The organism is Dehalobacter sp. CP (genome assembly GCF_047652685.1).
Taxonomy (GTDB): domain Bacteria; phylum Bacillota; class Desulfitobacteriia; order Desulfitobacteriales; family Syntrophobotulaceae; genus Dehalobacter.
On record NZ_CP157399.1, the window covers coordinates 19632 to 43438 of the forward strand.

20 protein-coding genes and 1 pseudogene are annotated in these 23807 nt (G+C 43.3%); 15 read left to right on the plus strand and 6 right to left on the minus strand.

All coding sequences use genetic code 11. The annotated features are described in order from the left end of the window. Positions 1 to 164: 164 nt before the first annotated feature. From AAH944_RS00120 to AAH944_RS00155, 8 genes and pseudogenes are all read left to right on the plus strand, one after another. Positions 165 to 368, plus strand: coding sequence for a hypothetical protein (locus AAH944_RS00120; RefSeq protein WP_415535496.1), 204 nt, complete (start codon positions 165 to 167; stop codon positions 366 to 368). Positions 369 to 373: 5 nt separating this feature from the next. After that, entirely contained in the window at positions 374 to 1306 is a 933-nt protein-coding gene (locus AAH944_RS00125; protein ID WP_415537902.1) for a DNA adenine methylase, read from the plus strand. Positions 1307 to 1337: 31 nt separating this feature from the next. Then, positions 1338 to 1772 carry a hypothetical protein gene (locus AAH944_RS00130; protein WP_415535497.1) on the plus strand — a complete coding sequence of 145 codons (435 nt, stop codon included), beginning with the start codon at positions 1338 to 1340 and terminating at the stop codon, positions 1770 to 1772. Continuing rightward, positions 1769 to 2062 carry an AbrB family transcriptional regulator gene (locus AAH944_RS00135; protein ID WP_415535498.1) on the plus strand — a complete coding sequence of 98 codons (294 nt, stop codon included), beginning with the start codon at positions 1769 to 1771 and terminating at the stop codon, positions 2060 to 2062. The genes AAH944_RS00130 and AAH944_RS00135 overlap by 4 nt, the downstream gene beginning before the upstream one ends. Further along, positions 2055 to 2522, plus strand: a pseudogene (locus AAH944_RS00140) (hypothetical protein); the annotation flags it as partial. The gene AAH944_RS00135 and the pseudogene AAH944_RS00140, both read left to right, overlap by 8 nt. A gap of 1426 nt (positions 2523 to 3948) precedes the next feature. Further along, positions 3949 to 5151 carry a GIY-YIG nuclease family protein gene (locus tag AAH944_RS00145; RefSeq protein ID WP_415535499.1) on the plus strand — a complete coding sequence of 401 codons (1203 nt, stop codon included), beginning with the start codon at positions 3949 to 3951 and terminating at the stop codon, positions 5149 to 5151. A 20-nt stretch (positions 5152 to 5171) separates the two neighbouring features. Further along, positions 5172 to 5591, plus strand: a complete 420-nt coding sequence (locus AAH944_RS00150; protein WP_415535500.1) for a very short patch repair endonuclease — start codon at positions 5172 to 5174, stop codon at positions 5589 to 5591. A 97-nt stretch (positions 5592 to 5688) separates the two neighbouring features. After that, the gene (locus tag AAH944_RS00155) at positions 5689 to 7845 is read left to right on the plus strand and encodes a hypothetical protein (RefSeq protein WP_415535501.1); all 2157 of its coding nucleotides are present in this window, start codon (positions 5689 to 5691) and stop codon (positions 7843 to 7845) included. A gap of 322 nt (positions 7846 to 8167) precedes the next feature. Here AAH944_RS00155 and AAH944_RS00160 read toward each other — a convergent pair whose 3' ends face one another. Next, the gene (locus tag AAH944_RS00160) at positions 8168 to 9571 is read right to left on the minus strand and encodes a diguanylate cyclase domain-containing protein (RefSeq protein WP_415535502.1); all 1404 of its coding nucleotides are present in this window, start codon (positions 9569 to 9571) and stop codon (positions 8168 to 8170) included. A 289-nt stretch (positions 9572 to 9860) separates the two neighbouring features. Here AAH944_RS00160 and AAH944_RS00165 point away from each other — a divergent pair, with 289 nt between their 5' ends. Continuing rightward, a complete protein-coding gene (locus tag AAH944_RS00165; RefSeq protein ID WP_415535503.1) occupies positions 9861 to 11129 on the plus strand; it encodes an S-layer protein in 1269 nt (422 codons plus the stop codon). Positions 11130 to 11309: 180 nt separating this feature from the next. Continuing rightward, the gene (locus AAH944_RS00170) at positions 11310 to 12917 is read left to right on the plus strand and encodes an L-lactate permease (RefSeq protein ID WP_415535504.1); all 1608 of its coding nucleotides are present in this window, start codon (positions 11310 to 11312) and stop codon (positions 12915 to 12917) included. Positions 12918 to 13076: 159 nt separating this feature from the next. On the opposite strand, the gene AAH944_RS00175 is transcribed toward AAH944_RS00170, so the two are convergent. Together AAH944_RS00175 and AAH944_RS00180 are read right to left on the minus strand one after the other, a co-directional pair. Then, entirely contained in the window at positions 13077 to 14438 is a 1362-nt protein-coding gene (locus AAH944_RS00175) for an MATE family efflux transporter (RefSeq protein ID WP_415535505.1), read from the minus strand. A 263-nt stretch (positions 14439 to 14701) separates the two neighbouring features. Further along, positions 14702 to 14905, minus strand: a complete 204-nt coding sequence (locus AAH944_RS00180; protein ID WP_015042261.1) for a helix-turn-helix domain-containing protein — start codon at positions 14903 to 14905, stop codon at positions 14702 to 14704. A gap of 220 nt (positions 14906 to 15125) precedes the next feature. Between AAH944_RS00180 and AAH944_RS00185 the strand changes: the two genes are divergently transcribed. Then, positions 15126 to 15494, plus strand: a complete 369-nt coding sequence (locus AAH944_RS00185) for a helix-turn-helix domain-containing protein (protein WP_415535507.1) — start codon at positions 15126 to 15128, stop codon at positions 15492 to 15494. A 283-nt stretch (positions 15495 to 15777) separates the two neighbouring features. Further along, complete coding sequence (locus tag AAH944_RS00190; RefSeq protein WP_415535508.1) at positions 15778 to 16419, plus strand: hypothetical protein; 642 nt, start codon at positions 15778 to 15780, stop codon at positions 16417 to 16419. Positions 16420 to 16557: 138 nt separating this feature from the next. Here AAH944_RS00190 and AAH944_RS00195 read toward each other — a convergent pair whose 3' ends face one another. Together AAH944_RS00195 and AAH944_RS00200 are read right to left on the minus strand one after the other, a co-directional pair. Next, complete coding sequence (locus AAH944_RS00195) at positions 16558 to 17820, minus strand: ammonium transporter (protein ID WP_415535510.1); 1263 nt, start codon at positions 17818 to 17820, stop codon at positions 16558 to 16560. 302 nt (positions 17821 to 18122) lie between these two features. Continuing rightward, a complete protein-coding gene (locus AAH944_RS00200) occupies positions 18123 to 19370 on the minus strand; it encodes a CapA family protein (protein WP_415535512.1) in 1248 nt (415 codons plus the stop codon). A 116-nt stretch (positions 19371 to 19486) separates the two neighbouring features. On the opposite strand from AAH944_RS00200, the gene AAH944_RS00205 reads away from it, so the two are divergent. The 3 genes from AAH944_RS00205 to AAH944_RS00215 are packed head-to-tail and all read left to right on the plus strand — an operon-like array spanning position 19487 to position 22739. Next, positions 19487 to 20167, plus strand: coding sequence for a polyphosphate polymerase domain-containing protein (locus tag AAH944_RS00205; protein WP_415535514.1), 681 nt, complete (start codon positions 19487 to 19489; stop codon positions 20165 to 20167). A 57-nt stretch (positions 20168 to 20224) separates the two neighbouring features. Further along, on the plus strand, positions 20225 to 20941 hold the full coding sequence (locus AAH944_RS00210) for a DUF4956 domain-containing protein (protein WP_415535516.1): 717 nt from the start codon (positions 20225 to 20227) through the stop codon (positions 20939 to 20941). A gap of 55 nt (positions 20942 to 20996) precedes the next feature. After that, the gene (locus tag AAH944_RS00215) at positions 20997 to 22739 is read left to right on the plus strand and encodes a CotH kinase family protein (protein WP_415535517.1); all 1743 of its coding nucleotides are present in this window, start codon (positions 20997 to 20999) and stop codon (positions 22737 to 22739) included. 191 nt (positions 22740 to 22930) lie between these two features. Here AAH944_RS00215 and AAH944_RS00220 read toward each other — a convergent pair whose 3' ends face one another. Continuing rightward, positions 22931 to 23593, minus strand: coding sequence for a hypothetical protein (locus tag AAH944_RS00220; RefSeq protein WP_415535519.1), 663 nt, complete (start codon positions 23591 to 23593; stop codon positions 22931 to 22933). Positions 23594 to 23807 lie beyond the last annotated feature (214 nt).

The window sequence follows — 23807 nt, forward strand, 5'->3', positions numbered from 1 at the left end:
AAGTGAACGGACAAATAGCGCTCTTTGGTTTCTTGTGAAGCTGGAGGGCGCTTTTTTATTACAGCAGATTGCTGTGAGCAATACGACTGAATAAAAGAACGAAAAGGCGCTGTCTTACAAAAAAGGCAGCGCCTTTTTTGTTTTTCCGAGAAAGGAGCTGAATCATGAATCATGATGTAACACCAGAAGAAAAAACAGTCACGGGAGTATGTGATCCGCCGATTAAGTATTCCTTACCTCTGCCCAAAGATCTCGACCGTTGTACAGGATGTCCTTATCCCCGAGTCGGCTTCATCTGCTGGAGTCCGGACGGCTCCTGCATGAAAACCGAGGTTGATAAACTCAGCCGTCCAAGCAAAGGCAGGTGATGAAAATGAACAGCATCATCAGCTGGGTGGGCGGCAAAAAAGCACTGCGGGATTTGATCTACCAGCGGATGCCAAAAGAATTCGGACGGTACATAGAGGTCTTCGGCGGCGGGGGTTGGGTGCTGTTCGGCCGGACTCCTGACGCCGCCATGGAGGTCTATAACGATTTCAATTCCGACCTGGCTAATTTGTTCCGCTGCGTACGCGACCGTCCCTTTGCCCTGCTCAAGGAATTGAACTTCTTCCCGCTGAACGGACGGGATGAATTCATTGTCCTAAAAAAATATCTTGAGAAGGAGGAATTTACAAACGAGTATCTTCGGGAGGAACTTGACATTGCACAAAGGGTTCTCAATGAACTGCAATTTGAAGAAATCAAGCTTATTCTCTTGGAAAACGCGCAGATGAACGATGTGAAACGTGCCGCCGCTTTTTATAGGCTCATCCGCTTAAGCTACGGAAGCGGATGCACCAGCTATGGCTGCCAGCCTTTCGATATCAGGAAAACCTTTCACCTTCTCTGGCAGGGCAGCCGGAGGCTTAAGGACACGGTCATTGAGAACAAGGACTTTGAAGAACTGATCAGGCAGTATGACCGTGAAAATGCCTTCATCTACTGCGACCCTCCCTACTATCAGACGGAAGGGCACTACGCGGTGGAATTCAAAAAAGAAGATCATGCGCGGCTCAGGGATACACTGGTGGCCTGCCAGGGAAAATGGCTGGTCAGCTACAACGACTGCGAATTCATCCGTGAGCTGTACAAGGACTTTAATATTGAAGCGGTCAGCCGAATCAACAACCTTGCTCAGCGCTATGACAACGGCTGCGAATATGCCGAAGTTCTTATCTCCAATTACGATACCAGTGAACGACTGAGGGACATGCCGACCCAGTTGGGGCTATTCGACCTCGCCTGTTTTAACGGCATGGAATAACTAATCCAAATCTATTAGGAGGGTCAATATTATGAAACTGATTGAAATGCGTACATTCGTAGACAAAAAAGGCAGCATCATCCTGCCGGGCGAGGCGCTTGGCGCGGCGGGATTGAAGCCCGGCGATGAGTTGTGTGCCACTCTCGCTGTGGGGCAGGAAGAAACGAAAAACCTATGCCCGCAGCTTGTCATTACGCCACAGGGCGTGGGAGTTGCGGTTCAGCTAACCGGCTGGCGGGAGGATGATGAGGAAGGTGATCTGACTCTGCCTAACGATCTTCTGGAAGCGGCGGATATTCCGGAAGGCAGCGATCTGGAGATCGTCTGCACGGCCGGAGCCATTGTCATTATGGAATCGGATGTTCTGGACAACCTGCCGGACGAGCTCCGTGAGCTCTTCGGCGAGCTTGGCATCGACCCCGGCACAGTCCGGGAGGTTATGAGAAAGGACGGATATTTTATATGAAAGCTAAACCCATTTATAAAATCGTGGACGGCAAAGGCCGTGTTCTTATTCCCAAGGAACTCCGCACAGCTTCCGGTATGGATTACGGGGATATTGTGAGGCTGAGCATTCATCAGGGCGTTGTCACAGCAAAGAAGGTGGATCTCATTGAGGTAGGTGATCAGTCGCCTGAGGCGGTGGAAGCCTTTGTCCATGCTGCCATCCGTGAGATGCCGGAGGATGCTCAAATTGCTATCGCCGCACGGCTGCTGGAGCTGATCGAGCAGAGAAAGAGGCAGAGTCATGAGTGAAAAGGTATTGTTTACTCAGGAGGACTGCCTTCAGAGCGGATATGACATGTCCATCGACGGAAAGGTTATTGTCCTTCATCCCTCCGCATTGCCTGAAGATTTCGTGCAGGCAAAGTATCAGATGTACTTCTGCACCGGAGGAAACGGCAGCAAGCCCAATCCCATCGGCCGTTCTATTTTCACGGTCTCTTTGGCGGAGGGAGAAAAAATCCGCTGGAACCGGAGCGACGTCCTCGGCATCCTAAAACCCGAACTCATTCCCGAATATGCCCAACTGCAGCTTTCACAAATCCGTCCTAGCGGAGCATTGGATCTGCAAAGCCATGAACCGCAGTACAGCGGCTATTGTTTTCTGCCAGACGGACGCTACACCTCCGGCGTAGGACTATGCAGTGCCAAGGAGGTTCAGGACTACATCGAGATGCAGAAGGACTACCAGCACAGGGTGATGATCTGCGAGAGCAAGCTGGGTGAGTTGGTGCGTGCTTTAATGGCACAACAAAACGTCCACATCTTGGCGATGACCGGCTCGTATTTCCGTGGAGATGGAATCCCTGTTCTTACGGGAGAAGATGAGGCAAAATTCTTTAAGGTAACCTACAACTACTACGAGCAGCTTAACGGCTACAAGTACCTTAAGTCGCTGGGCATAGGTTTCCATTTCTATGCAGGCAAGTATACCTCTGCTATTATGGAGGTTTTGGATACTAACCAAAAAACGATTCTCCATATACCGAGCGTTACCTCCGGCGAATCGACCAAGGACAAATACATCGAGGTCGATACAATTCTTGACGCTATTGGAGTAGTAGAAACCGTCGACCCCGACACGAACATTATAAACATCAGGAGGCACATGGACGGTAAAATTATCAGGGTAGCGGACTTGGTGAATGACAACGCAGCTGACCGCGAAAAGGTAATTTCTTATCTACGCGGTGTTAAAAATCTGGATGACATAGATTTGATAATCGCCCTCGGAATGGCTAAGGAAGGCTTTGACTGGCCGTTCTGCGAACATGCCCTGACCGTTGGATATCGCGGTTCTTTGACCGAGATTATCCAAATTATCGGTCGTTGCACGAGGGACAGCGATAACAAGACGCACTCACAATTCACGAACCTCATCGCCGAGCCGGACGCCGACAACGAGGAAGTTGTAGAGTCCGTCAACAATATGCTTAAAGCGATAACGGCATCCTTGCTCATGGAGCAGGTGCTCGCGCCGAACTTCAACTTTAAGCCCAAAAAGCCCGACGAGGACGAGAGCGGTGACGATGTTCGCACCATCCGCATCGGCGGATTGCGCGAGCCATCTACCCAGCGGGTGAAAAACATAGTCGATTCGGACTTGACGGAATTGAAGGCAAGCATTCTGCAAGACCCCGATGTCATTAAGTCAGTAAACGGTACAATCGACCCTGAAGTCGTGAACAAGGTGCTTATCCCGAAAATCATCCTGACTAAATATCCAGACCTCTCAAAAGATGAGGTAGAAGAGGTTAGACAACACTTGGTCACGGATTTGGTTACGCGCCACGCCACGGTTACACAAGTCGGAGACCGCCGCTTTATCGATATGAGTGGGAAGTTTATCAATATTGAGGAGTTGAACATCGACCTCATCGATTCGATTAACCCGTTCCAACAGGCGTTCGAGGTGCTTTCTAAGTCGATAACACCGAAAGTGCTGAAATCCATTCAGGACTGCATCGCGGCTTTCAAGGTCAGCATCACTGATGACGAGGCGTATCTCCTATGGCCTAAGATTAACGAGTTTGCGAAGGCGATGCGACGCCCTCCGTCTCTTGACGCTCTTGACCCGCATGAGCGGCGACTTGCCGAGGCATTGGCGTATCTTAAGCAGGTTAAGCGAGGGATGACCAATGGATGATGTGACCCGCAAATCGAAGTTACAGGAGATTTTCGATAGCGACAGCCTTGGTCTTCTCGATGTCAAGGATACATCGAAGCGGGAACGGCGCGACGAGGACTGGCGGCTCATTGAACAGTTTGGCGAAATTACGCAGTTCTATGAGGACAATCAGCGGTTGCCGAATGGCGATGGCGGGGACATCGCCGAGTATACCCTCGCCGCAAGGCTGTCGGGGATAAAGTCCAACCCCAAGAAGGTCAAGATTCTGCGTGAGTATGACATGTATAATCTCCTGCAGTCAGAGGAGTCGAAATCAATATCGCTTGAGGAACTACTGAGCGAAGACCCGCTCGGCTTGCTTGAGTCCGACGAGGAGGGCGACAGCATTTTCAACCTGTCTCACGTCAAGCCGACCGACAGGTTGCGCCCCGACTATATAGCCCGTCGTAAGGTTTGTAAAGACTTCGATATGTACGAGGAAGCATTCAAGCACATACACGCAGACCTTGAAAGCGGATGCCGCAAATTGGTGGAATTCAACGGTCAGGAAGACTTGGTCGAGGGGCAGTATTTCGTGTTGCGCGGAGTCGTTTTCTACTTAGAAGTTGACAGCGCGAGCCTGACGGAGAAAACTTACCAGGGGCAAGTGTACCGCAGGAAAGACGGTAGGACGCGCTGCATATTTGACAATGGCACAGAATCCACTATGCTGTTTCGTTCTCTCACCAACGCGATGCGTGTCGATGGTTTCGGCATCAGTGAACTGCAGACAACCGATGACGGGATGCCGAAAATCGAGCCGGACGATGTGCAGAACGGATACATCTACGTCCTGCGGAGCCTGAGCCGAAACCCGAAAATTCGCCAGATGCGTAACCTCTACAAAATAGGCTATTGTAGGGGTGACGTAACCAACCGCATAAAGAACGCCGCAAACGAGCCGACCTACTTGATGAGCGAAGTGGAGATAATTCTGACCGCTCGATGTTACAACTTGGACGTACCATACCTTGAAACGAACATCCACCGTTTTTTCGGTGGATGTAACCTCTCTTTAGAGATCAGGGATGACCAAGGGGTAATGCACTACCCGCGAGAGTGGTTTGTTGTTCCGCTATCTATCGTCGAAGACGCGATTCGGCTAATCGTGAAAAAAGAGATTGAGCATTACCGTTACGACCCCAGTTTGAAGATGATAATCAAGACGGGTTAGTTTCATTGAGGTGGTTTTGTATGGCCGACGTTTTCGATAAAGCCACACGCACAGCAGTTATGCAAAAGGTGCGCTCAAAGGGAAATAAGTCCACAGAATTACGCTTAATTGCGTTGTTTCGGAAAAACAATATTTCTGGATGGCGGCGTAATTACCCTGTTAAAGGACATCCAGATTTTGTTTTTTTGGAGAAGAAGATTGCAATATTTGTTGACGGTTGTTTCTGGCATGGACATGATTGTCGCAATACTCGACCGAAGGAGAACGCAGAATATTGGGCAAAAAAGCGTGAGCGAAACATACTGCATGACAAAGAAGTAACGGCTATTTTCAAAAACCGAAACTGGACTGTACTACGTATTTGGGAGTGCGAATTGAAGACAAAGAATTTGACGCTATTAGTTGAAAAGCTAAATGCTCTTCTTGTGGGAGATTCATAAATGATATACTAAACGGCAAAAACTTTAGAAATTCGCAAATGGATCATGGTTATCATCTATGCCGATGAAGGCATTAGCTCGCTATACAGCAGATTAAATGTGGTTATCAAAACCGGATCAGGTCAATTCTCCCCTGGGTAAATTTCAGCAGCATTTTTTGAATGATTGGAGTGAAAACAAAATGGCCATACCTGATGAACAAAAGCTTAAGCTCGAAAGCATGCAAATAAAGGGCATCCGATGGATGATCTGGAATAACATTGACAAAGAGGATATTGAATCAAGGTTGCTTCAGATAAGGAATCAAGGTTCAACAAGCGACATTGAAAAATTAGTAAATTTGCAAAGTCGGATGGTCTTAATTAAACTTATTGAAAAATCCCATGAAATAACCGCTTCTATCATAGATACAGCATATGAAAAATATAGGTATGGATTGAAACCTGGCTTTACACTTTTCTGGGCAAAAAGCACTGAAATAATAAGTTTTTCTATAGGTGATCTTGAGAAAAGAATACAAGCATTCTTATCTACATTAAAATATAATAGTGATGACAAATATAAGAATCTCGAATTTATATCAGTCGTTAAATTTGGAGAGACATATGAGGTCAGCCTCTCATATTTACAGCGATTTAACTATATTAACTCTGAAGGCGAGTTTACATATATTTATATGCTGAAGGAATGCTTTGCATGGATTTGTATGGACAATAATTTTGTGGCAATCAATAACATGCCTGAAGTGCTAATTAATTCATTGAAAAGATTTTTCAGTAACTTGTATCATGCCGATATTACAAACATTAAAATCACAAATAGCCTCTTGGATAAAGTGTTTCCTAAAGACAGCACTAAAAGAGTCACAAGACATAACGCAAATCCTCCAAAAAATCAATTAGAGAAAGTAACTTTTGCTGACCCCAATTTAAGCGATAAATTAGACTGTATCCCCGAAGGATACCAAAATTATGACATTACAAATATGCAATACATCGAGGATATTGATGGAAATACTACAGGAACATTGGGCGTAAATTGCAATAAGGGGAAGCTATATCTATCTAAAAGCGTTACATCATCACAATTCAGGACATGGAGTACCAGACGAATCAATGACATCATTGGTTTTTTTCAAAACACATCAGACTATTCGCTTGAAACTATATCGGGATATAATATGTTTAGCTCAGCTGAGTGGGAAAGCATAAAACCGTCTTCAATTCCGGTTTTAAATGAGATGATATATGCACTAATAAATTGTAAAAAATCCGCTCTTGAAGCCTATCCAGTATCCTTTGATACGTATAAAGCTTATCTTGAACTCAACAAATTCTTTGTAGAGAAAATATCAATGTCATGTGATACTTGCGAAGAAAAAGCAATAGCCGCATGTATTAAGTGTGGGTGTAGTAATTTTTCACTAACAAAAAAATCACCAGCCAAAATTATTTGCAGTAACTGTGGTGAAACCCAGCAAGGTACTTTTTCGTTTATCTGTGAGAGTGGACACTCAAATATGATAAGTAATATCAATGAAATAATCGAATTGATTTCAACTGATGAGTTTACAGAGAAAATTGAAAGTACTATTAAGCTCTATTTCCCTGAGGTTTTCTTTGAAAATAATGAGTATTTTTCAATTTCATCATCTGGAATTGAATTGCATAAAAGTCCGGATTATGAGAAACTTAAGCCTTCCGATATTGCAGACTTTCAGCCAATTACTGATCGGATCATACTAAAACCAGTTGATGAGTTAATGGGGATTTGCAAAAGCTTAAATGAAAAATGCACCTCCCATCCTACGAATGAAAAATGTGCAAAATGTAAAGCACAGCCATGTTCATCTTCTAAAGACATAGGATGTATACTAAAGCTTTTTGAAAACTTTGAGGGTTATACTCCGCAACCACATCAAGGACATGAATTCGGTGATGTTTCAATGCTTGTGAATTTAAGAGGAAGAAACATGACCTTTTTGGGCGCCGCAAAATCAATTCCGGAAGGCGCAAAAAGCAAAAAGATAACGAAATCATCAGACCTTGGAAGAGAAATCATTCAACAAGTTATTGATGCATTTCATGATGCAAGAGCAGAAATAATAGGTGTTATATATCCTGATATTATTGACGACCAACTTAAATATTTTTTATATCATCAATCAAAACTAAATAACAAACGGTTAGTTATACTTGATGCAGATTTTATGATCAAATTATTGGATAAGTATCTTGAGGATCATATTATTTGATAATTTAATTGATATTTGATAATGGTTTCATGGCATCTATATTCACCTAACTTGCCACTGAAGATAAAGCTTCATCGTAAGATGAAGCTTATATTAATAAGAAGGTGGGATTCGAACGGGCGGATGAAGAAAAGCCGACCCATGGGAGGGTTTTCCCACCCCGGCGTGAAAGCGAGCCGAAGGCGAGCGGAGCGAATCCCACCTTCTCCGCCACTGAAGATAAAGCTTCATCGCAAGATGAAGCTTATTTTAATAAAGAAGAAGGTGGGATTTGAACGGGCGGCCGCTCCTGCTGTCATCCATGGCCTGGCGGCAAAGTAAATTAGTTATTAAATAGTTTATCCCCATACTCAGCATATAACGAGTTGAACCAAAGCTTGTATTGCTCTCGCTTTTCTTGTTTATTTTTATACATTTCATTATCGGCATTCCTATAAATGTGGTCTAAGCTGCCATTATAAGCATCCCCTAATGCAGCACCAATGGAAAAACTCACAGGCAAATAAGAGTTTTCTTTGTTATGTTTTTCGAGTTCAAATTCGATTCTCTGACAGACCTCTTTTAATGAGCCAGATGAGCAATTTGGTAAAACAATTGCAAATTCATCACCACCTACCCGGGCAGCAACGTCGTTTTCTCGGACAGAACGACGAAGTATTGAAGCAGTGGAAGTAATAAGCAAATCTCCGGCATGATGTCCCAAAGTATCGTTTACCACTTTAAGCCCGTCAACATCACATTCTATAATCGCTACTGGATTAGACCTGCCTGAACACAGTCTTAACAATTCTTCATTAAAGAATGCTCTGTTGTATAATCCTGTAAGATCATCGTGAAAACTGATAAATTTTAACCTGTCCTCAATTTGTTTTCTATATGTTAAATCCGTAAATATGATCACTGTACCTTTATATTTTTCACTTACGTCCAGCATGCGGTGAAAGTTTATAACCAGATTCCTGGTTCCTAATTCGAGCATCATCAAATTCTTTTCAATGGATACTTCAATATCATTTCCGTTGATAAAAGCAGTAAATTCTTCTGCAAGCCAAGGTAATACATGTACTAAATATATTTCATGTCTTTCATTGGAATAATAAGATGTCCCATCAATTCCTGCAGACTTGAGGAACTCTTTAGCTGCATTGTTCATATTGTCAATCATATTATTACTATCCAAAATGATCGAAGGAGTTGGAATACTTTCAAATATTGTTAAATATTTATTTTTTTCATTCGTCATCATACGATTCGTATTTTGAAGACTTAACGTAAGTACTTCCTTCTTCTCGTTAATCCACTCACTGCAAAAAGCTAATTCTACGCGATCAAAAAACCGATTAATAAACAATAAAAAGTAATCACAATCTATATTTTTTTTCCTATAGGTTTCTATTATCAGATCGAGATATGATTGACGATAATATTTCATCAATCCTAAAAACATCTCCAGGGTAACTCCACGTTTACGATGAAGCTGTGCCTCAAGTATCCCAAAAGAACCAATTGGATCATTTGCATAATCTTCATCCACATTTAATTCAGGTATAAATTCACAGGACTTGAGAACTGAGATTAAAGCTTCGGATAACCCGTTAATTGATGTACGCCAAGCTTCTTCCAGAGTAGAGGTATATTTTGTATAATTATGCATTTTTGCATATTCTAAGGTACGTCTAATTAAAAATGTTTGATTTGATTGAATCAACTCAACCGGTTCTTTCATCATATTCCCTCCTCTCCTTTGGAAAAATTAATTAAGTTTATTTAGAATCAATGATTCGACATTAAATGACATACTCCTCTCCATCGTATCAAACTATACATGTGGGATTGTGCAAATCCATATTTCCTAATTTGATGGGACTTAATTCCTAAATATTAAGGAAGAAAAAGGAATTAAATTAATACTGTAGAATTATAGATTTTACATAGTTGATCTTATTTCTTTACGTTATTTTTAGTTGAGAGTAAGTTACTCGTATGCAAACGGTGGTATGAAAGGAGAAAAGACCATGAAACCTCGTTTATCCAGAAATATTGCAATCGCGATATGTGCAGTCATTTTTTGTTTAGGCATAGTCACCTATGGTTATGCGCAAAATGCTTCCTGGCCCGGATTAAAAATAGGCGAAGATAAAACTCCTTATGTTGCTGTGGCAGTGAACGGGGAGATTTCCGGCGATAAACTTATCTTACATTGGGATCAGGTTGATCATCCTAAATTTTCCGGCTATAAAGTGGTGATTTCAAAGAGCAACCCGAATCCGAAGTATCCTGACGACGGGTATTTATACTACATTACCGACAGGACCACGACCAGTGCGGTGATCAATAACAGTGAAGCTTATAAAAACGGAGACTTTGGCGAGAAACTTGTCCCTGGTGAAAAATACTATTTTAGCATTACGGTGCTTTATTCGGATAAGACCGTTCCGGGTGACAGTCTGCAACTGACATATCCGGTCGGTACGGCTGTCTCTTCACCGGAACCTGCCAAGGAAGCTATCGCAACGCCAACCGAAACAACGCAACCCACCAAGGAAACACCGGCTACAGAAACAAAACCTGCTGTCAAACCGGCTGTATCTCCCTCTTCAAAGGCGCCTCAGGTAACCGTTTCTACGGACGACAACCGGCTCATTGTCAAATGGAATCCGATTTACAGTGAAAGCTTCCAGGGCTATAAGGTCGTTATTTCCAAAAATAATTCCAGGCCGGCCTATCCCAGTAGCGGTTATTTGACCTACATTACCAATCAAAGCACCAGCCGATGGGTAATCGACAACAGCACAGCGTATCACGGCGGAGACTTTGGCAGTTATCTGACTCCCGGACAGGCGTATTACGTTAGTGTGACGGCTTTATACAGCGATGGCAAGGTTGCCGGAAATGCCGTCCGTGTCACGTATCCGGCCGATGGATACGATCCACTAGCTGAGAAGGAAAGTGTCCAACAGAGCCTGGATCCGATTGCCATATCGGCAACAGCCAGCGGCAGTAATTTGATTTTAAGCTGGCCAGCTTCGGAAGCAGCGAATTTTGAAGGCTACAAAGTGGTCATTTCAAAGAGTAATCCTAACCCAAAATATCCAAATGACGGTTATCTGGAGTGGATTACCGACCGGAACAGGACTTCAGTGACAATCAACGCTGACACTTATTATCAGGGTGATATCCAGGGTAATTTAGTTTCCGGTGAGTACTACTATTTCAGTATCAGTATCATTTACGATGGATGGATCATTGTTCCGGGTCCCGCGCAATATGTCAGGATCCCTTAGCTGAGAAAATCTTCAGTTTTGGCTCGTTTTTCATGTGAAAAGCGGGCCTTTCTGTTGGTCTGAAACATAAAACGCAAAAAGTAAAAAGCAAAAAAAGTTCTTTTTTTTTTGAACATAATCATATATTATAAGTAGGTAGTAATAAAAAAATATACTTGTAGAATGGAAGGATGGGAGAGAATGTTGTCACTACTGCTTGCACTGCTGCCAATAGTAGTCATTGTTGTTATGCTTATTGTGTTTAAAAAGCCAGCCCATACCAGTGGAATTGTGGGTTGGCTTGCTGTTTCTCTTGTGGCGTTTTTGTTTTTCCAGACGTCGGGAGAAGTCATTGTCCGCTCAACCCTGGCCGGTCTGATTAAATCTTTTTCAGTTTCACTGATCGTAGCCACGTCACTACTTCAAATGGCCTATATGGAAAAGACGGGGGCTTTAAAACGAATTATTATATTTATTAAGACCTTAGCCAGTGAAAACAGAGCCGTTCAGATCATGATGATCAACATTGGATTTGGAACGCTGATGGTTGCCGTCGGGGCAACTCCCGTATCTCTTCTGCCGCCTATCTTGATTGCGATGGGGTACTCTACGTATGTGGCCATAGCTTTGCCTGCGATCGGATATGACGCCCTGTGTACGTATGCCTTACTCGGTGCCCCGATCGTGGTATTTGTGGATATTGCGAACAGCTTTTTGGGAAAAGGCAATGAAATTACCCTTTCTCAGGCCGGAAGTATCTTCTTTATGTTTTTGCCGTTTGTATCCACCTTGATTGGCTTTTCGATGCTTTGGATTGTCGGAAAGTGGAAAGCCGTCAAAGAAGGGATTGTCCCGGTATTGGTTACGGGCATTACCATTTCGATTGTCGCTTATTTTACCAATCATTATGACAATCTGGTTGTCCTCACAGGAGTCTTAAGTGGTTTTGCAGTCATTCTTGTAATGATCCTGTATCTTAAGCTGACGGGTAAAAAAATTATTGATCGAAGCCGGCTGACGCCGGAAGAACTTGCCTATGAAAAAGAATATCCTTTGTGGAAAGCCATTATGCCCTGGCTGCTTTTGATCGTTCTGATTCTGGCGCTGAACCTGCCGAAGGAATCATTCGATTATTTATACCGGACACTGACGCTCAGCATTCCGGGCTTATCTGCAGACGGCAAGCCGATAGCAACCAGAGCTTTATGGAATGCCTACACCTGGATTCTGGTCAGCATCTTGATTTCGATTCCGATTATGCGCCCGAAAGCCGCCCAAATTAGAGATTCAATAAAAGTTTGGTGGCGAAGGGCACCAAAACCTGTTTTCTCAGCAGCGATCTTCTTTGCGATCGGTGAAGTCATGAATATGTCTGGATTTAATATGGCTTCCAATCTCAATGCCGCAATGCCGAAAACACTGTGCCCAAGTATGGTGAAAGTACTCGCAGACTATTCCGCGCAGGCTTTTCATGGAGCCTACGGAGCTATTGTAAGCTTTATTGGGTTATTCGGAGGATTCATTACCGGAAGTGAAGCTTCGACGATTGCGATGTTTGCGAAATATACCATGTCAACAGCAACGAATCTTAACTGGGGACTTAAGGGTATTATCATCGTTACAGCCGGGTTAGCCTTTGGTGGAGGACTAGCCAGCGTAATTTCCCCGGCAAAACTCCAAAATGCGGCCGCATCTATTGATAAACTTGGTGAAGAAAACAAAGTGATACGCGTTGCCTTTATTTTTGCGCTCATCATGTCAGCAGTGACTGCTGCTGTGGTGGTCGCCTTGCTTAAGTTCCTGGTGTAATCGGGAGATCATATCGTAAATAAGAGTCTATGCTAAAATATGATCCTTCAGTGTCCCGATCTCTGAGAAAGAACGGGTCATCTAAAATACGAACAAGGACTTCACAGTTGTGAAGCCCTTGTTCGTATTTTAGATATATCAGTTTTATATCAGCCTGAATTATCCTACGCTGACAGCGGGCTGATTTTTGCTAAGCCGTTTTATTTCCAGCGTTATCAACATTGCTGTGATCAGAACGGATAAGATATCCGCAATCGGTGCAGCTCGCCAGACACCCTCAATTCCCCAAAAATGAGGCAAGACCAAAAGAAGCGGTATATAGAGCAGTACCTGCCGGGAAAGGCTCAGAACAGATGATTGAAGCGGTTTGCCGACTGCCTGAAAGTAACTTGAGCAAATAATTTGAAAACCAATCAGCGGGAACATGGTAAAAAATATCAGTATCACGTGAGTTGCCAGTACTGTAAGCGCCGTATCGTTGTCACTGAACAAGCCAATAATTTGTTCGGGCCAGAGATGTATGACCAGATAACCGACAACAGCAATACAGGTGCTCGCGATAATGGCCTTCTTCAACGCTGCCTTAACTCTTTCAAACTGCCCGGCTCCATAGTTAAAGCCTATGATAGGCTGAGCACCCTGGCTGACACCGATAATCGGCATAAAGAACAATGTTGAAATACTCATAATGACGCCGACGGCAGACAGCGCCAGGTCGCCGCCATAAAGCATGACACTCTTATTCAGAAGCATATTCTGCAAACTGTTGGCAAGTTGCATCGCAAACGGAGCAAAGCCAATGGACAATATGACTAGATAGATCGAAAAATCCGGTTTTAAATTTTTTTGGCGAAGCTTAAGTGTGCTGTGGCCGAGAAGAAAATAGCCCAATACCCAAAGCGACGTAATGAATTGGCCTGAGACCGTTGCAAGTGCGGAGCCCGCTATACCTAATCCCAAATGGAAAATAAAAATGTAATTCAACACCCCGTTAATCACAGCGCCAAGAATTTGCGTCAGCATCGCAATTCTGGGGTTTCCTTCAGCTCTGATAAAATTGTTCATGCCAAAACCGATTGCGCCAAAAACGGATCCCGCAACAATAATATTGGTAAAAGCAAGTGCATTGGGCAATACTTCCTGATTAGCACCAAAAAAGACCAAAAGCTGTTCAGAAAATGAGAAATAGAAGGCCATAAAAAGGAGCGGAAGCATAATCAAGAGAGTAAGTGCATTACCTACAATTTTCTCGGCTTCTTCTTTTTTCTGTTCTCCGAGCCGAATGGAGATTAATGCTGTTGCACCAATACCAACGAGCATCCCAAGTGCCATAAACAGAAGCATAATTGGGAAGGCCACTGTCGTTGCAGCAATCGCAAGTGTACCGACGCCACGGCCCACAAAAATCCGGTCAACAATATTATATAAGGCATTCACCAACATACCGACAATCGCCGGCCAGGAAAATTGCCATAATAGCTTCCCGATGCTTTTATTACCGAATTCAAAACTTTTATCCATGTACAGTCCCCTTCTACAGTTTCTTCATAAACTGGGCTACATTTTTACCTAAAGAACTCAGGTAAATTAAAGATTTCCACTTGTCGTTTTTATTCTCTAAACAGATTATCGGAAAAACGACAATTATTTATATTAGCATTTTTGTTTAAATATTTCAAGGATTTTTTTTGAAATATTCTTGTATGCATTTGTCAAAAAAATAAAAGGACTTCATTCCATAGAAAAATCCTTTTCATTTGAAAAATACTAATATTATTCTGTTCCTAATATTCCTGATCGCCGAGGAGCGTCGACAGACGAACTCCAAGGGCTTGAGTAAGATGGAAAAGTGTTTTAATAGATGGATTTGTTTTATCTCTTTCGATTTCACATAGATAAGAAACGGAAATACCGGCAATCTCAGCCAGTTCCTTTTGTTTTAAATGCTTTTTCTTCCGGATTTCCCGGATTTTTGAACCAAGGGACATAACACCACCTCTTTCTAATAATTACGCATATAGCGTAATTATGCAACAGTTAAATTTAGCCGTCTGCCAAAAATAGGTTCCAATCCCAAGAAAATATAGGATATTCTTCCACATTGCACATATTTACGTCAAAAATGTATAGCAATTCAGTAGACCTGGCGTTTTTCAACGATTATACTAGTATTAATTCGCTATTATCGAAAATTTGGGGGAAATTGCGTTGACTGTCGGTGATCGGATTAAAGAGCAAAGAAAAGAAAAGAAGCTTACACTTCGTAAGCTTTCTGAAAGAAGCGGTATTTCCATCTCTTATTTGAGTGATATTGAACAAAACAGAAGAAGGCCTTCTTTGGACCGGTTGACAGATATTGCCCTGGGTCTAGGTGTATCGATATCCTACCTTTTAGGGGAACAAACGATGGATGCGGGTTCAGAGCCTGAGATTTATTCGCTGGCGGATAAAAGCGTCCATTTTAGGGAAGTTTTAGAGAAATTAGAAGACTTTGATTTCTGGGAAGAAAAAGATCAGGAAGAACTGCTGACGTATCTGCAAATAAAAAAGAAGATCAGGGATTCCGACCTCTCCTGAGCCGCAGACCAGCCTTTAAACGGATATGAGGCGTTCTAAAGACGCCTTTAATCAAAAAATAACCGCATATATAATGGTATTTGAGGAAATTAATGGTCCTCTTTTTTGCGTTTTTTGGTTTGATGTGGTAAAATCGGTTGAAGTAAAAAAATGTAGAATTTTGTCACTTGAGATACAAGATAAAAATTATGGGAGGATCTCAAGTATAGGATAATTATATTCTGACAAAATAACAAAAGATGATGGCGATAAGCTGTCAAAAAGTCCTTAAGGAGGAGAGACCGTGTTTCAACAGAAAAGGATTGGCCGTTTCCTGGCTATGTTCCTGGTAGCATTTACGATTGCTGCACAGGCGATGTTTGTCGGGACAGCCGCCTTTGCCGAAGACAGGGAAAAAGTAAGCGAAGAAGAATGTAACGTCGTTAGTGCAAAAGAAGATCAAACATACAGACAAGAGAATTTAGCACGAATTGCCAGAGACTATCAGGTCGACCCCGAATATCTAGCGTATATTGCGAGCGTTGAAGAGACCTTTCAGCTGGAACCTTATGAACTGTTTGCCTTAATTGCCCAAGAATCAAAATATGTACCTGCCACCAATATGGATGGAGGATCCTTATCCTACAATACGACCCAAATGAAATTGGCTACAGCTAAAACGGCCTACATGGCCATCACCGAATATTATCATAAAGAGATCCCTTATCCCAACGGGGAACTCCTGTCAGCAGACAAATATTATGCAACCTACTTAGCCGGTGGATATCTGAAGTATTTAGAGGATGTCTATATGAATAAATATGAATCGTACACGGCATATCGATTGGGGATCAACGGGAGGTTGACCTTTTACGAGAATAATGGGCATTACAAATCGGCTTATGCAGTTCAAGTCAAATCTTTAAGTCGTTCTTTTGCCCAATAATTGTTACATTCAAAAATTTTAAGTATACTTTTTCCTGGCAAAACCTAAAAAGGATTTTCACCGTGATCACGGTGAAAATCCTTTTTTAGTGGTTCAGATAGAAGAAGTTCTATCTGATATATCTTGTACAGTCATTTATTAATTGACCATATTCCAGGCAGAATCGGAAGTCATCCCTTCAATGTCCGGATAGGCGCTTTCGCCATGCTGGCTGATATCAAGGCCTGTTTCCTGTTCTTCAGTTGTCGCTGCAAGAGGAGTAATGAGACTGATGACTTTAAGGATCAAGAAGGTCATCACGCCGCAATAAGCGTAAGTTGCGAGGATGGCCAAAAGTTGTATCCCTGCTTGGGAAAAGGACCCGGAATAGAAAAGTCCATCCACACCATTGGGATTCAGGGCTGTGGTGCAGAAAATTCCGGCAGCTAGGGTTCCCCAGGTCCCGCCGATACCGTGAATGCCAAAAGCATCAAGTGCATCATCGTAACCCAGTTTAACTTTCAGCCAAGCGACTGCAAAGTAGCACAAACCTGAAGAAACCAGTCCGATCAAGACAGCGGCAAGCGGGGTTACGAAAGCGCAGGCAGGTGTAATGGCACCGAGCCCGGCAACCATGCCCGAGACAGCACCGAGTACAGTTGGTTTACCATGAAGCAGTTTTTCAATAATTATCCACCCCAGCAGACCGGCACAGGCAGACAGGTGTGTAGTGGCAGAGGCAAGTACAGCAATACCGTCTGCAGCAAGTTCACTGCCACCATTAAACCCGAACCAGCCGAACCACAGGAGACCTCCGCCAAGGACCACATAAGGAATGTTATGCGGGATAGCTTGCTCTGAATCTTTATGATAGCGTTTGCCAATATATAAAGCCGCAATCAAGCCCGAAAAACCCGAACTAATATGAACGACAATCCCTCCAGCAAAATCCAAGACGCCCAGATTAGCCAGCCATCCTCCGCCCCATACCCAATGAGCAAGGGGCACATAAACCAAAAGACTCCACAGGGATATTAAAAGGATATAGGCAGGAAAGCGCAGCCTTTCCGCTGTAGCACCGGTCATAATGGCCGGGGTGATAATCGCAAACATCATCTGATAGAGCATAAACAATAGATGGGGAATCGTCGCACCCTCCCCTTTGGGATCCAGGCCGACACCCCTCAAACCCGCATAATCCAATCCACCGATCAAATGCCCGATATCCGGCCCAAAAGCCAGGGTATAACCAATGACAATCCAGAGAATCGAGATAATTCCGATTGCAGCGATGCTTTGCATCATGATGGACAGGACATGGCGTCTTTTTACCAGCCCTCCATAGAAAAAAGCGAGTCCGGGTATCATTAAGAAAACTAGAGCGGTGCTGAAAAGCATAAAGGCAATATCGCCATAATTCATTTACAATCTCTCCTTTTTATCTTTGTCATCCTTGCCAGCAGCTCCTTGCCATTTATGGCACCGCCACATTCGTCCAGTCGGATAATTTTGTCATCATTCGACACCGTGAAGGCTATTTGAACGCCTCCGCGCTTCCTGTGCCGTCGTCCGTAGACATCAAAAAAAGAAGCCTCAAAAAAAGACTGCTTGCAGGCTGTCTTCTTTTATGGCTTCTTTGCCTAAGAAAAATATAATGAACATTCAGCAGACTGTAAAGAGATAACAATGATAAATAATGTATACAGAGAGATATACTGTATACATTATTCGTTGGCGAAGCGAATCTTATTTCCAGAAGGGATAGTTTGCTTAATTTGAGATACATAGGCGAGCATTTCCGCATAATCTGCGCTGTTCAGCAGCGGGTCCTGCCTTGACTGATAATCGGCCAGGGCCTTTGTCACATTTAAGACGCGATATGTCTTAGGACCGGCTCCCGGAGTTTCATCAACCCAGGTCGGATAGTACGCAACATGCGTAATAACTGGTTTTTTAGCAGAACGGATATCCAGAAAGATATCAACCATAATACCCATATTCGCCGTATCTGTTTTCTGATCAGAGATAAAATTTCCCTGGGCATAGATCACCAATCCTTCTTTTTCTTTGCCAGTGGTCTTGCTTTTTACTTGGAGGAAGGTGATCGGTTGGACAGCATGGACATGATTGCCCGCAATGATGTCAACCTCCGTATTTTCAAAAATCCAGGTGGCCAGACTGACCTGTTCAGTGGACGGTTTTGTGGCATACTCCGTTCCCCAGTGCAAAGAAGCGATAATTAAATCTGCTCCCAGGGTTCGTGCCATCTTAGCATCGGTAAGAATTTTTTCCCGGTCCAGATAATTCACGGCAAAAGCTTTACCTTCAGGCAGGGTAACCCCATTGGTGCCATAGGTATAGCTTAAGAAAGCGATACGCAGGCCGGAAATTTCCTGGATCAAAATTTCCTGACTGTCTTCGGCGGTCTGATAAGTTCCGGTGTGTTTCAGACCATATTGATCCAGAAAATTAATCGTCTGGCTTAAGCCCGAAAAATTCCGATCTAAAGAGTGATTATTGGCGCTAGAGACAACATCCACACCAAGTGTATTCCGGACAGCATCAGCCATTTGTTCCGGAGTATTAAAAGAAGGATAACCGCTGTAAGTCATCTCCTTGCCGGCCAAGGTCGTTTCAAGATTGGCGATTGTTAGGTCCGCGAGCCTTGTATCTTTTCCGATTTCTTCAAAAGAAGGGTTGAAATCATAGCCTCCGCTTGTCTGGGCGGCTTCGTACTGTGTTGGGTGGCACATGATATCCCCAAGCAGCGTAAGTTTCATTTGCGTAGATTCAGCAGCCTCAGGTTCAGAAGCAGCAGTCTCTGACGAATCGCTTTCAGAAGTAGCACTTTCGGCGGCAGGCATCAATTCTGTGGATTCAGAAGCCAGCGGCGTCTTGGTTTTTTCCCAAACGGTAAGACTAAGAAGTAAGACCACCGCTGCAAATACAGGAAGCCAACGTTTTCTTAACATAACCATCACCTAAATTCTTCACAAATTTGTTAACCAGCGTTCACATTAATGACACATAGAGTGGATAAAATAGCATCATCAAAAGATCACTGGAATAATACGACAGGGGTGATCAAGTGAGCAAATATCGGCAGGAAATTAAAATGAGCATCAATAACTTCGACAGAGTAGTACTGGTCAACCGTTTGAATAGGGTGCTTCCTAAGGACAAACATACCGGGTCGGAAGGATTTTATACCGTTAGAAGTCTCTACTTTGATGATATTAATGATACGGCATTATTGGAGAAGTTGATAGGGGTTAAATATCGGGAAAAATTCAGAATTAGAACATATGATCATTCCACCGCAATCATCCGGCTTGAGAAGAAGGTCAAGAACGATGGGTCAGGCTTTAAAGAGAGTGCGATTTTGACCGAAGAGGGATGTCAAGACTTAATCAACGGTGACTATCAATTTTTACGAAATCGTCCGGAAGCTGTATGCCGGCACCTTTATACAAAAATGAGAACCGGTCTGTTTAAGCCGAAAACAATTGTAGAGTACCGGCGTCAGGCCTATATATGGGAGCCGGGTAGAGTAAGAATCACAATTGACAGTGATGTAAAAACCGGATTCGCCGCGACCAGCTTTTTAGATTTCACCACCCCGCTGGCCAATGCTTTAGCGAGCAATACGGCAATTCTGGAAATCAAATATGACTGTTACCTGCCTAGCCATATTGCGAACCTGATTCAATTGGACAGCAGACAGAAGGCAGCGATCTCAAAGTATGTTATATGTCGAAAATACGGATAAAAGCTCCATAATGGATTTAATCACTGAATAAATTAGAATACATTGGAGGATGGTATCATGGATGCAACAACCAGTGCGGTTACTACAGATCAAACATTTACCTTTGCAGATATTTTTAAAAACAGTTTTCTCGAAAACGCAGTCACAAATTTTTCTATTGTTGATGTGGCGATTACGTTGCTAATTTCTTTTCTACTCGGACTGTTTATCTATGCGGTGTATAAGAAGACGTTCAATGGGGTCATGTATTCCAGGAACTTTAATGTTTCTCTAGTAGGTATGGCGATGATTACCACACTCATTATCATGGGTGTCACATCTAACATCGTTCTTTCTCTCGGTATGGTCGGAGCTTTAAGTATCGTACGTTTCAGATCAGCGATCAAAGACCCAATGGACATCATCTTTATCTTCTGGGCTATCGCAGCGGGAATCGTCAGTGGTGCCGGGCAGTATCTGCTTGCCATTAGCGGGTCGATTGTCATCGGAATCATGCTGATCATTTTTACAAGTAAAACAACCAATGAAATTCCCTATATGGTGGTTGTAAACTGCAGTAATAGCGAGGCAGAAAAAATGCTGCTAACAAAGCTGGTGGAGCATGTCAAAAGAATGAAAATTAAATCAAAAGCGGTTCGCGGCGGACAGGGAATCGAACTTACCATTGAAGTGCGATTAAGAGTTGACAATACGGATTTTGTTAATGCCTTGGCAGCTATAGAAGGTGTAAATGATGTCGTCCTGGTAAGTTATAACGGAGAGCTTGCAGTATAATCATCCTCCCTTAAGCAGCATTACATCCGACACCTGAAAAAAGAGGGATTAAAACATGGACAAAAAATTTACAGGGGTGGTTGCGGCCCTGCTTACAGTATGCACCTTAACGACCGCCTATGCGGCACTGTCTTACAAGCAGGGAGATAGTGCCAATGTCCGTTTGAACACTGAAAAAACAGGAAAAGGCAGCTCCTCTGCAGAGTCTGTTTATTCCGCTTATACGGAACGTTTCTTCGATCCGGACAAAGTCATTGAAATTCGCATTTCAATCCCTGAGGCGGATTATCAGGACATGCTGCAAAATCCTGCAGAGGAAGAATATAAAGAGGCTCAGGTTGTGATCAATGGCGTTAAGACAAAAAATGTCGGAATCCGTACCAAAGGCAATTCCAGTCTTAATTCAGTCCTGAGAAGCAATTCCGACCGCTATAGCCTCAAAATTGATTTTGATCATTATATTGAAGGGCAAAGCCTCTCGGGACTGACCAAACTGAATTTGAATAATGGCTGGGGTGATGCGTCCTGCATGCGGGAATATCTATCCTACTCACTGCTGAAAGAGATGGACGTTCCTGTTCCTGCTTATTGCTACGCGAACCTTTATATCAATGATCATCCAGCAGGTTTGTATCTGGCAGTTGAGGGCGTTGAAGAAGCATATGCGGAAAGGTACTTTGGCCAGGACCATGGGACACTCTATAAACCGTATGGCGATCGGGGTGAAGGAAACGATCTGGTTTACAGTGATGACAATATTGAATCCTACAGCGGCCTGCAAGCTGTGACCGCCTTGAAAGAAGGCAGCAATGAGGCTTTAGTCAAGATGATCAAAGCACTGGATGAAGGCGGGAATTTAGAAACGTACCTAAATATTGACGAGATCCTGCGATATTTTGCAGTTAACACCATACTAGTCAATATGGACAGCTATCAGGGACAGTTTACCCACAATTATTATTTATATGAGGAGGACGGTGTATTCAGTTTCCTCCCCTGGGATTATAATTTGTCCTTTGGTGGATTTGGCGGAGGTACTGCGCTGTCGATTGATCAGCCGGTTTCCGGAACGACATTAGACCAGCGCCCACTGCTGGGCAAACTACTCGAAGTACAGGCGTATAAGGATGTCTATCACCAATACATGAAAGCATTTATCCAAGGGCCTTTTGCTTTGGAGAAAATGACGGCTAAAATCGAGAAAACCGCTGATCTGATTAGACCTTATGTCACAAGTGACCCAACAAAGTTCTATACGCTGGAACAATTTGAACAAGCAATCGGCGAAGGCTCTTCTCAGGAACCTATAACAGACAGTAAGACCACATCCCGAGGCGGCTTTGGGGCTGGAAAGAATATGCCGGGAAGCGGAAATTTGATAGGACTGGCTACATTTATTCGTGACCGGATTGATAATGTCTCCAAACAGCTAAGCGGGGAACTGCCTTCATCGGGAACAACAGAGGATGCGGCCGGTGAAAATGCAGGTGGGCTACAGCCGCCGCCGACAAGACAGGGACAACAGGCGCAATGGGGACAACGGGCAGAGCAAGGGCTGCAGGGAATACATCCTGATATAAGACAAGATCAGTCAGGCATGCAGCCACCGGGAAATATGCCAGAAGGAATGGATTATAAGCAAAAGATGCCGGGCATGAATTGGCAGGAAGCGCCCGGTCAGGATCCTAATAATAGATGGATAAACCGTCGAGAAGATTATCTTATTGGCGGTGCGGCATTCGTGCTTATGATTTTAAGTCTGGCTATCCTGAAAAAAAGAAACAAACATTCGATCTAAATATAAAGAGGGTTTGCTGTTTGAACATTGATTCAGAGCAAACCCTCTTTATTTAGTATCATGCCTATCCTAAATCTACATATTCCTGCTGGTAAAATTTCAGTATACGGCGTATACGGCGTTGTCTTGCAGCTCCTTGCCATACAGAGTTTTCCTCGGTGGTTTACATGAATTAGAGGGTTGACAAGGCACTAGTGCTGGACATCGTATTCTTTAAGCTGCGAGACTACTTTTTCGTTTTCCGGCATCACATACTCAGATTTGATTAGACCGACGTCTTTCTTATAGTAATATAAGCTGTAATTTCTGCTTTCAGGATACGTGATTTTTACAGTCAGGCAATTTTCAAAAATACCAGCTGGTACTTCTACCGTGGCGGACGTGTCAATGATCTCATATGAATTTCCTTCACTGGTCCACGAATTGCCTGCGGTAAGCGGTGATTGCAGAAGGATAGCCTTAATATTTGATGGTTGATCCAAAATATTTTTATCTTCATAGAACTCAGACTGTCTGAAGGTATTAACGATACGGTCTGCTGCAACTTCATACCTGTTAGTGGTAACAGTACCGCCATTGTCAATTATGACCTGGTATTGATTACGCTGCTGGTATGTAACCTTTTCTGTATACGAAGCATATTCGTTTCCAATTCCTTCATAGAGCCAATAATTGCCGACGCTCAACGGAATGTATGCGGCAATATTTTCAGTCTGTCTGTCGGTGGGAGAAGGGGACGATTTAGGTTCGGCAGGAGAACATCCGCTAAAAAACAAGAAAACCAAAACGATCATGCTCCAAAGAATGTTCTTTTTCTTTAATATATGTTCGATAGGTTTAGGAACAATTTTCATTGGATCAACCTCCTTGGCACTTTAATAAATGATACAATATTATTATCAGTATACCAAAAATCTTGCAAAAATATGTTGCTGTGCTACAATGTCACTATAGTCATAAATTCGTGACTTTAGTATAAAATAGTATAGATAAACTGCATCACATCCTGTATGATATTGCTGAAACGGCAGAGAAAAAGAAAAGCATATTTGAAAAGGGGAAGCGAAA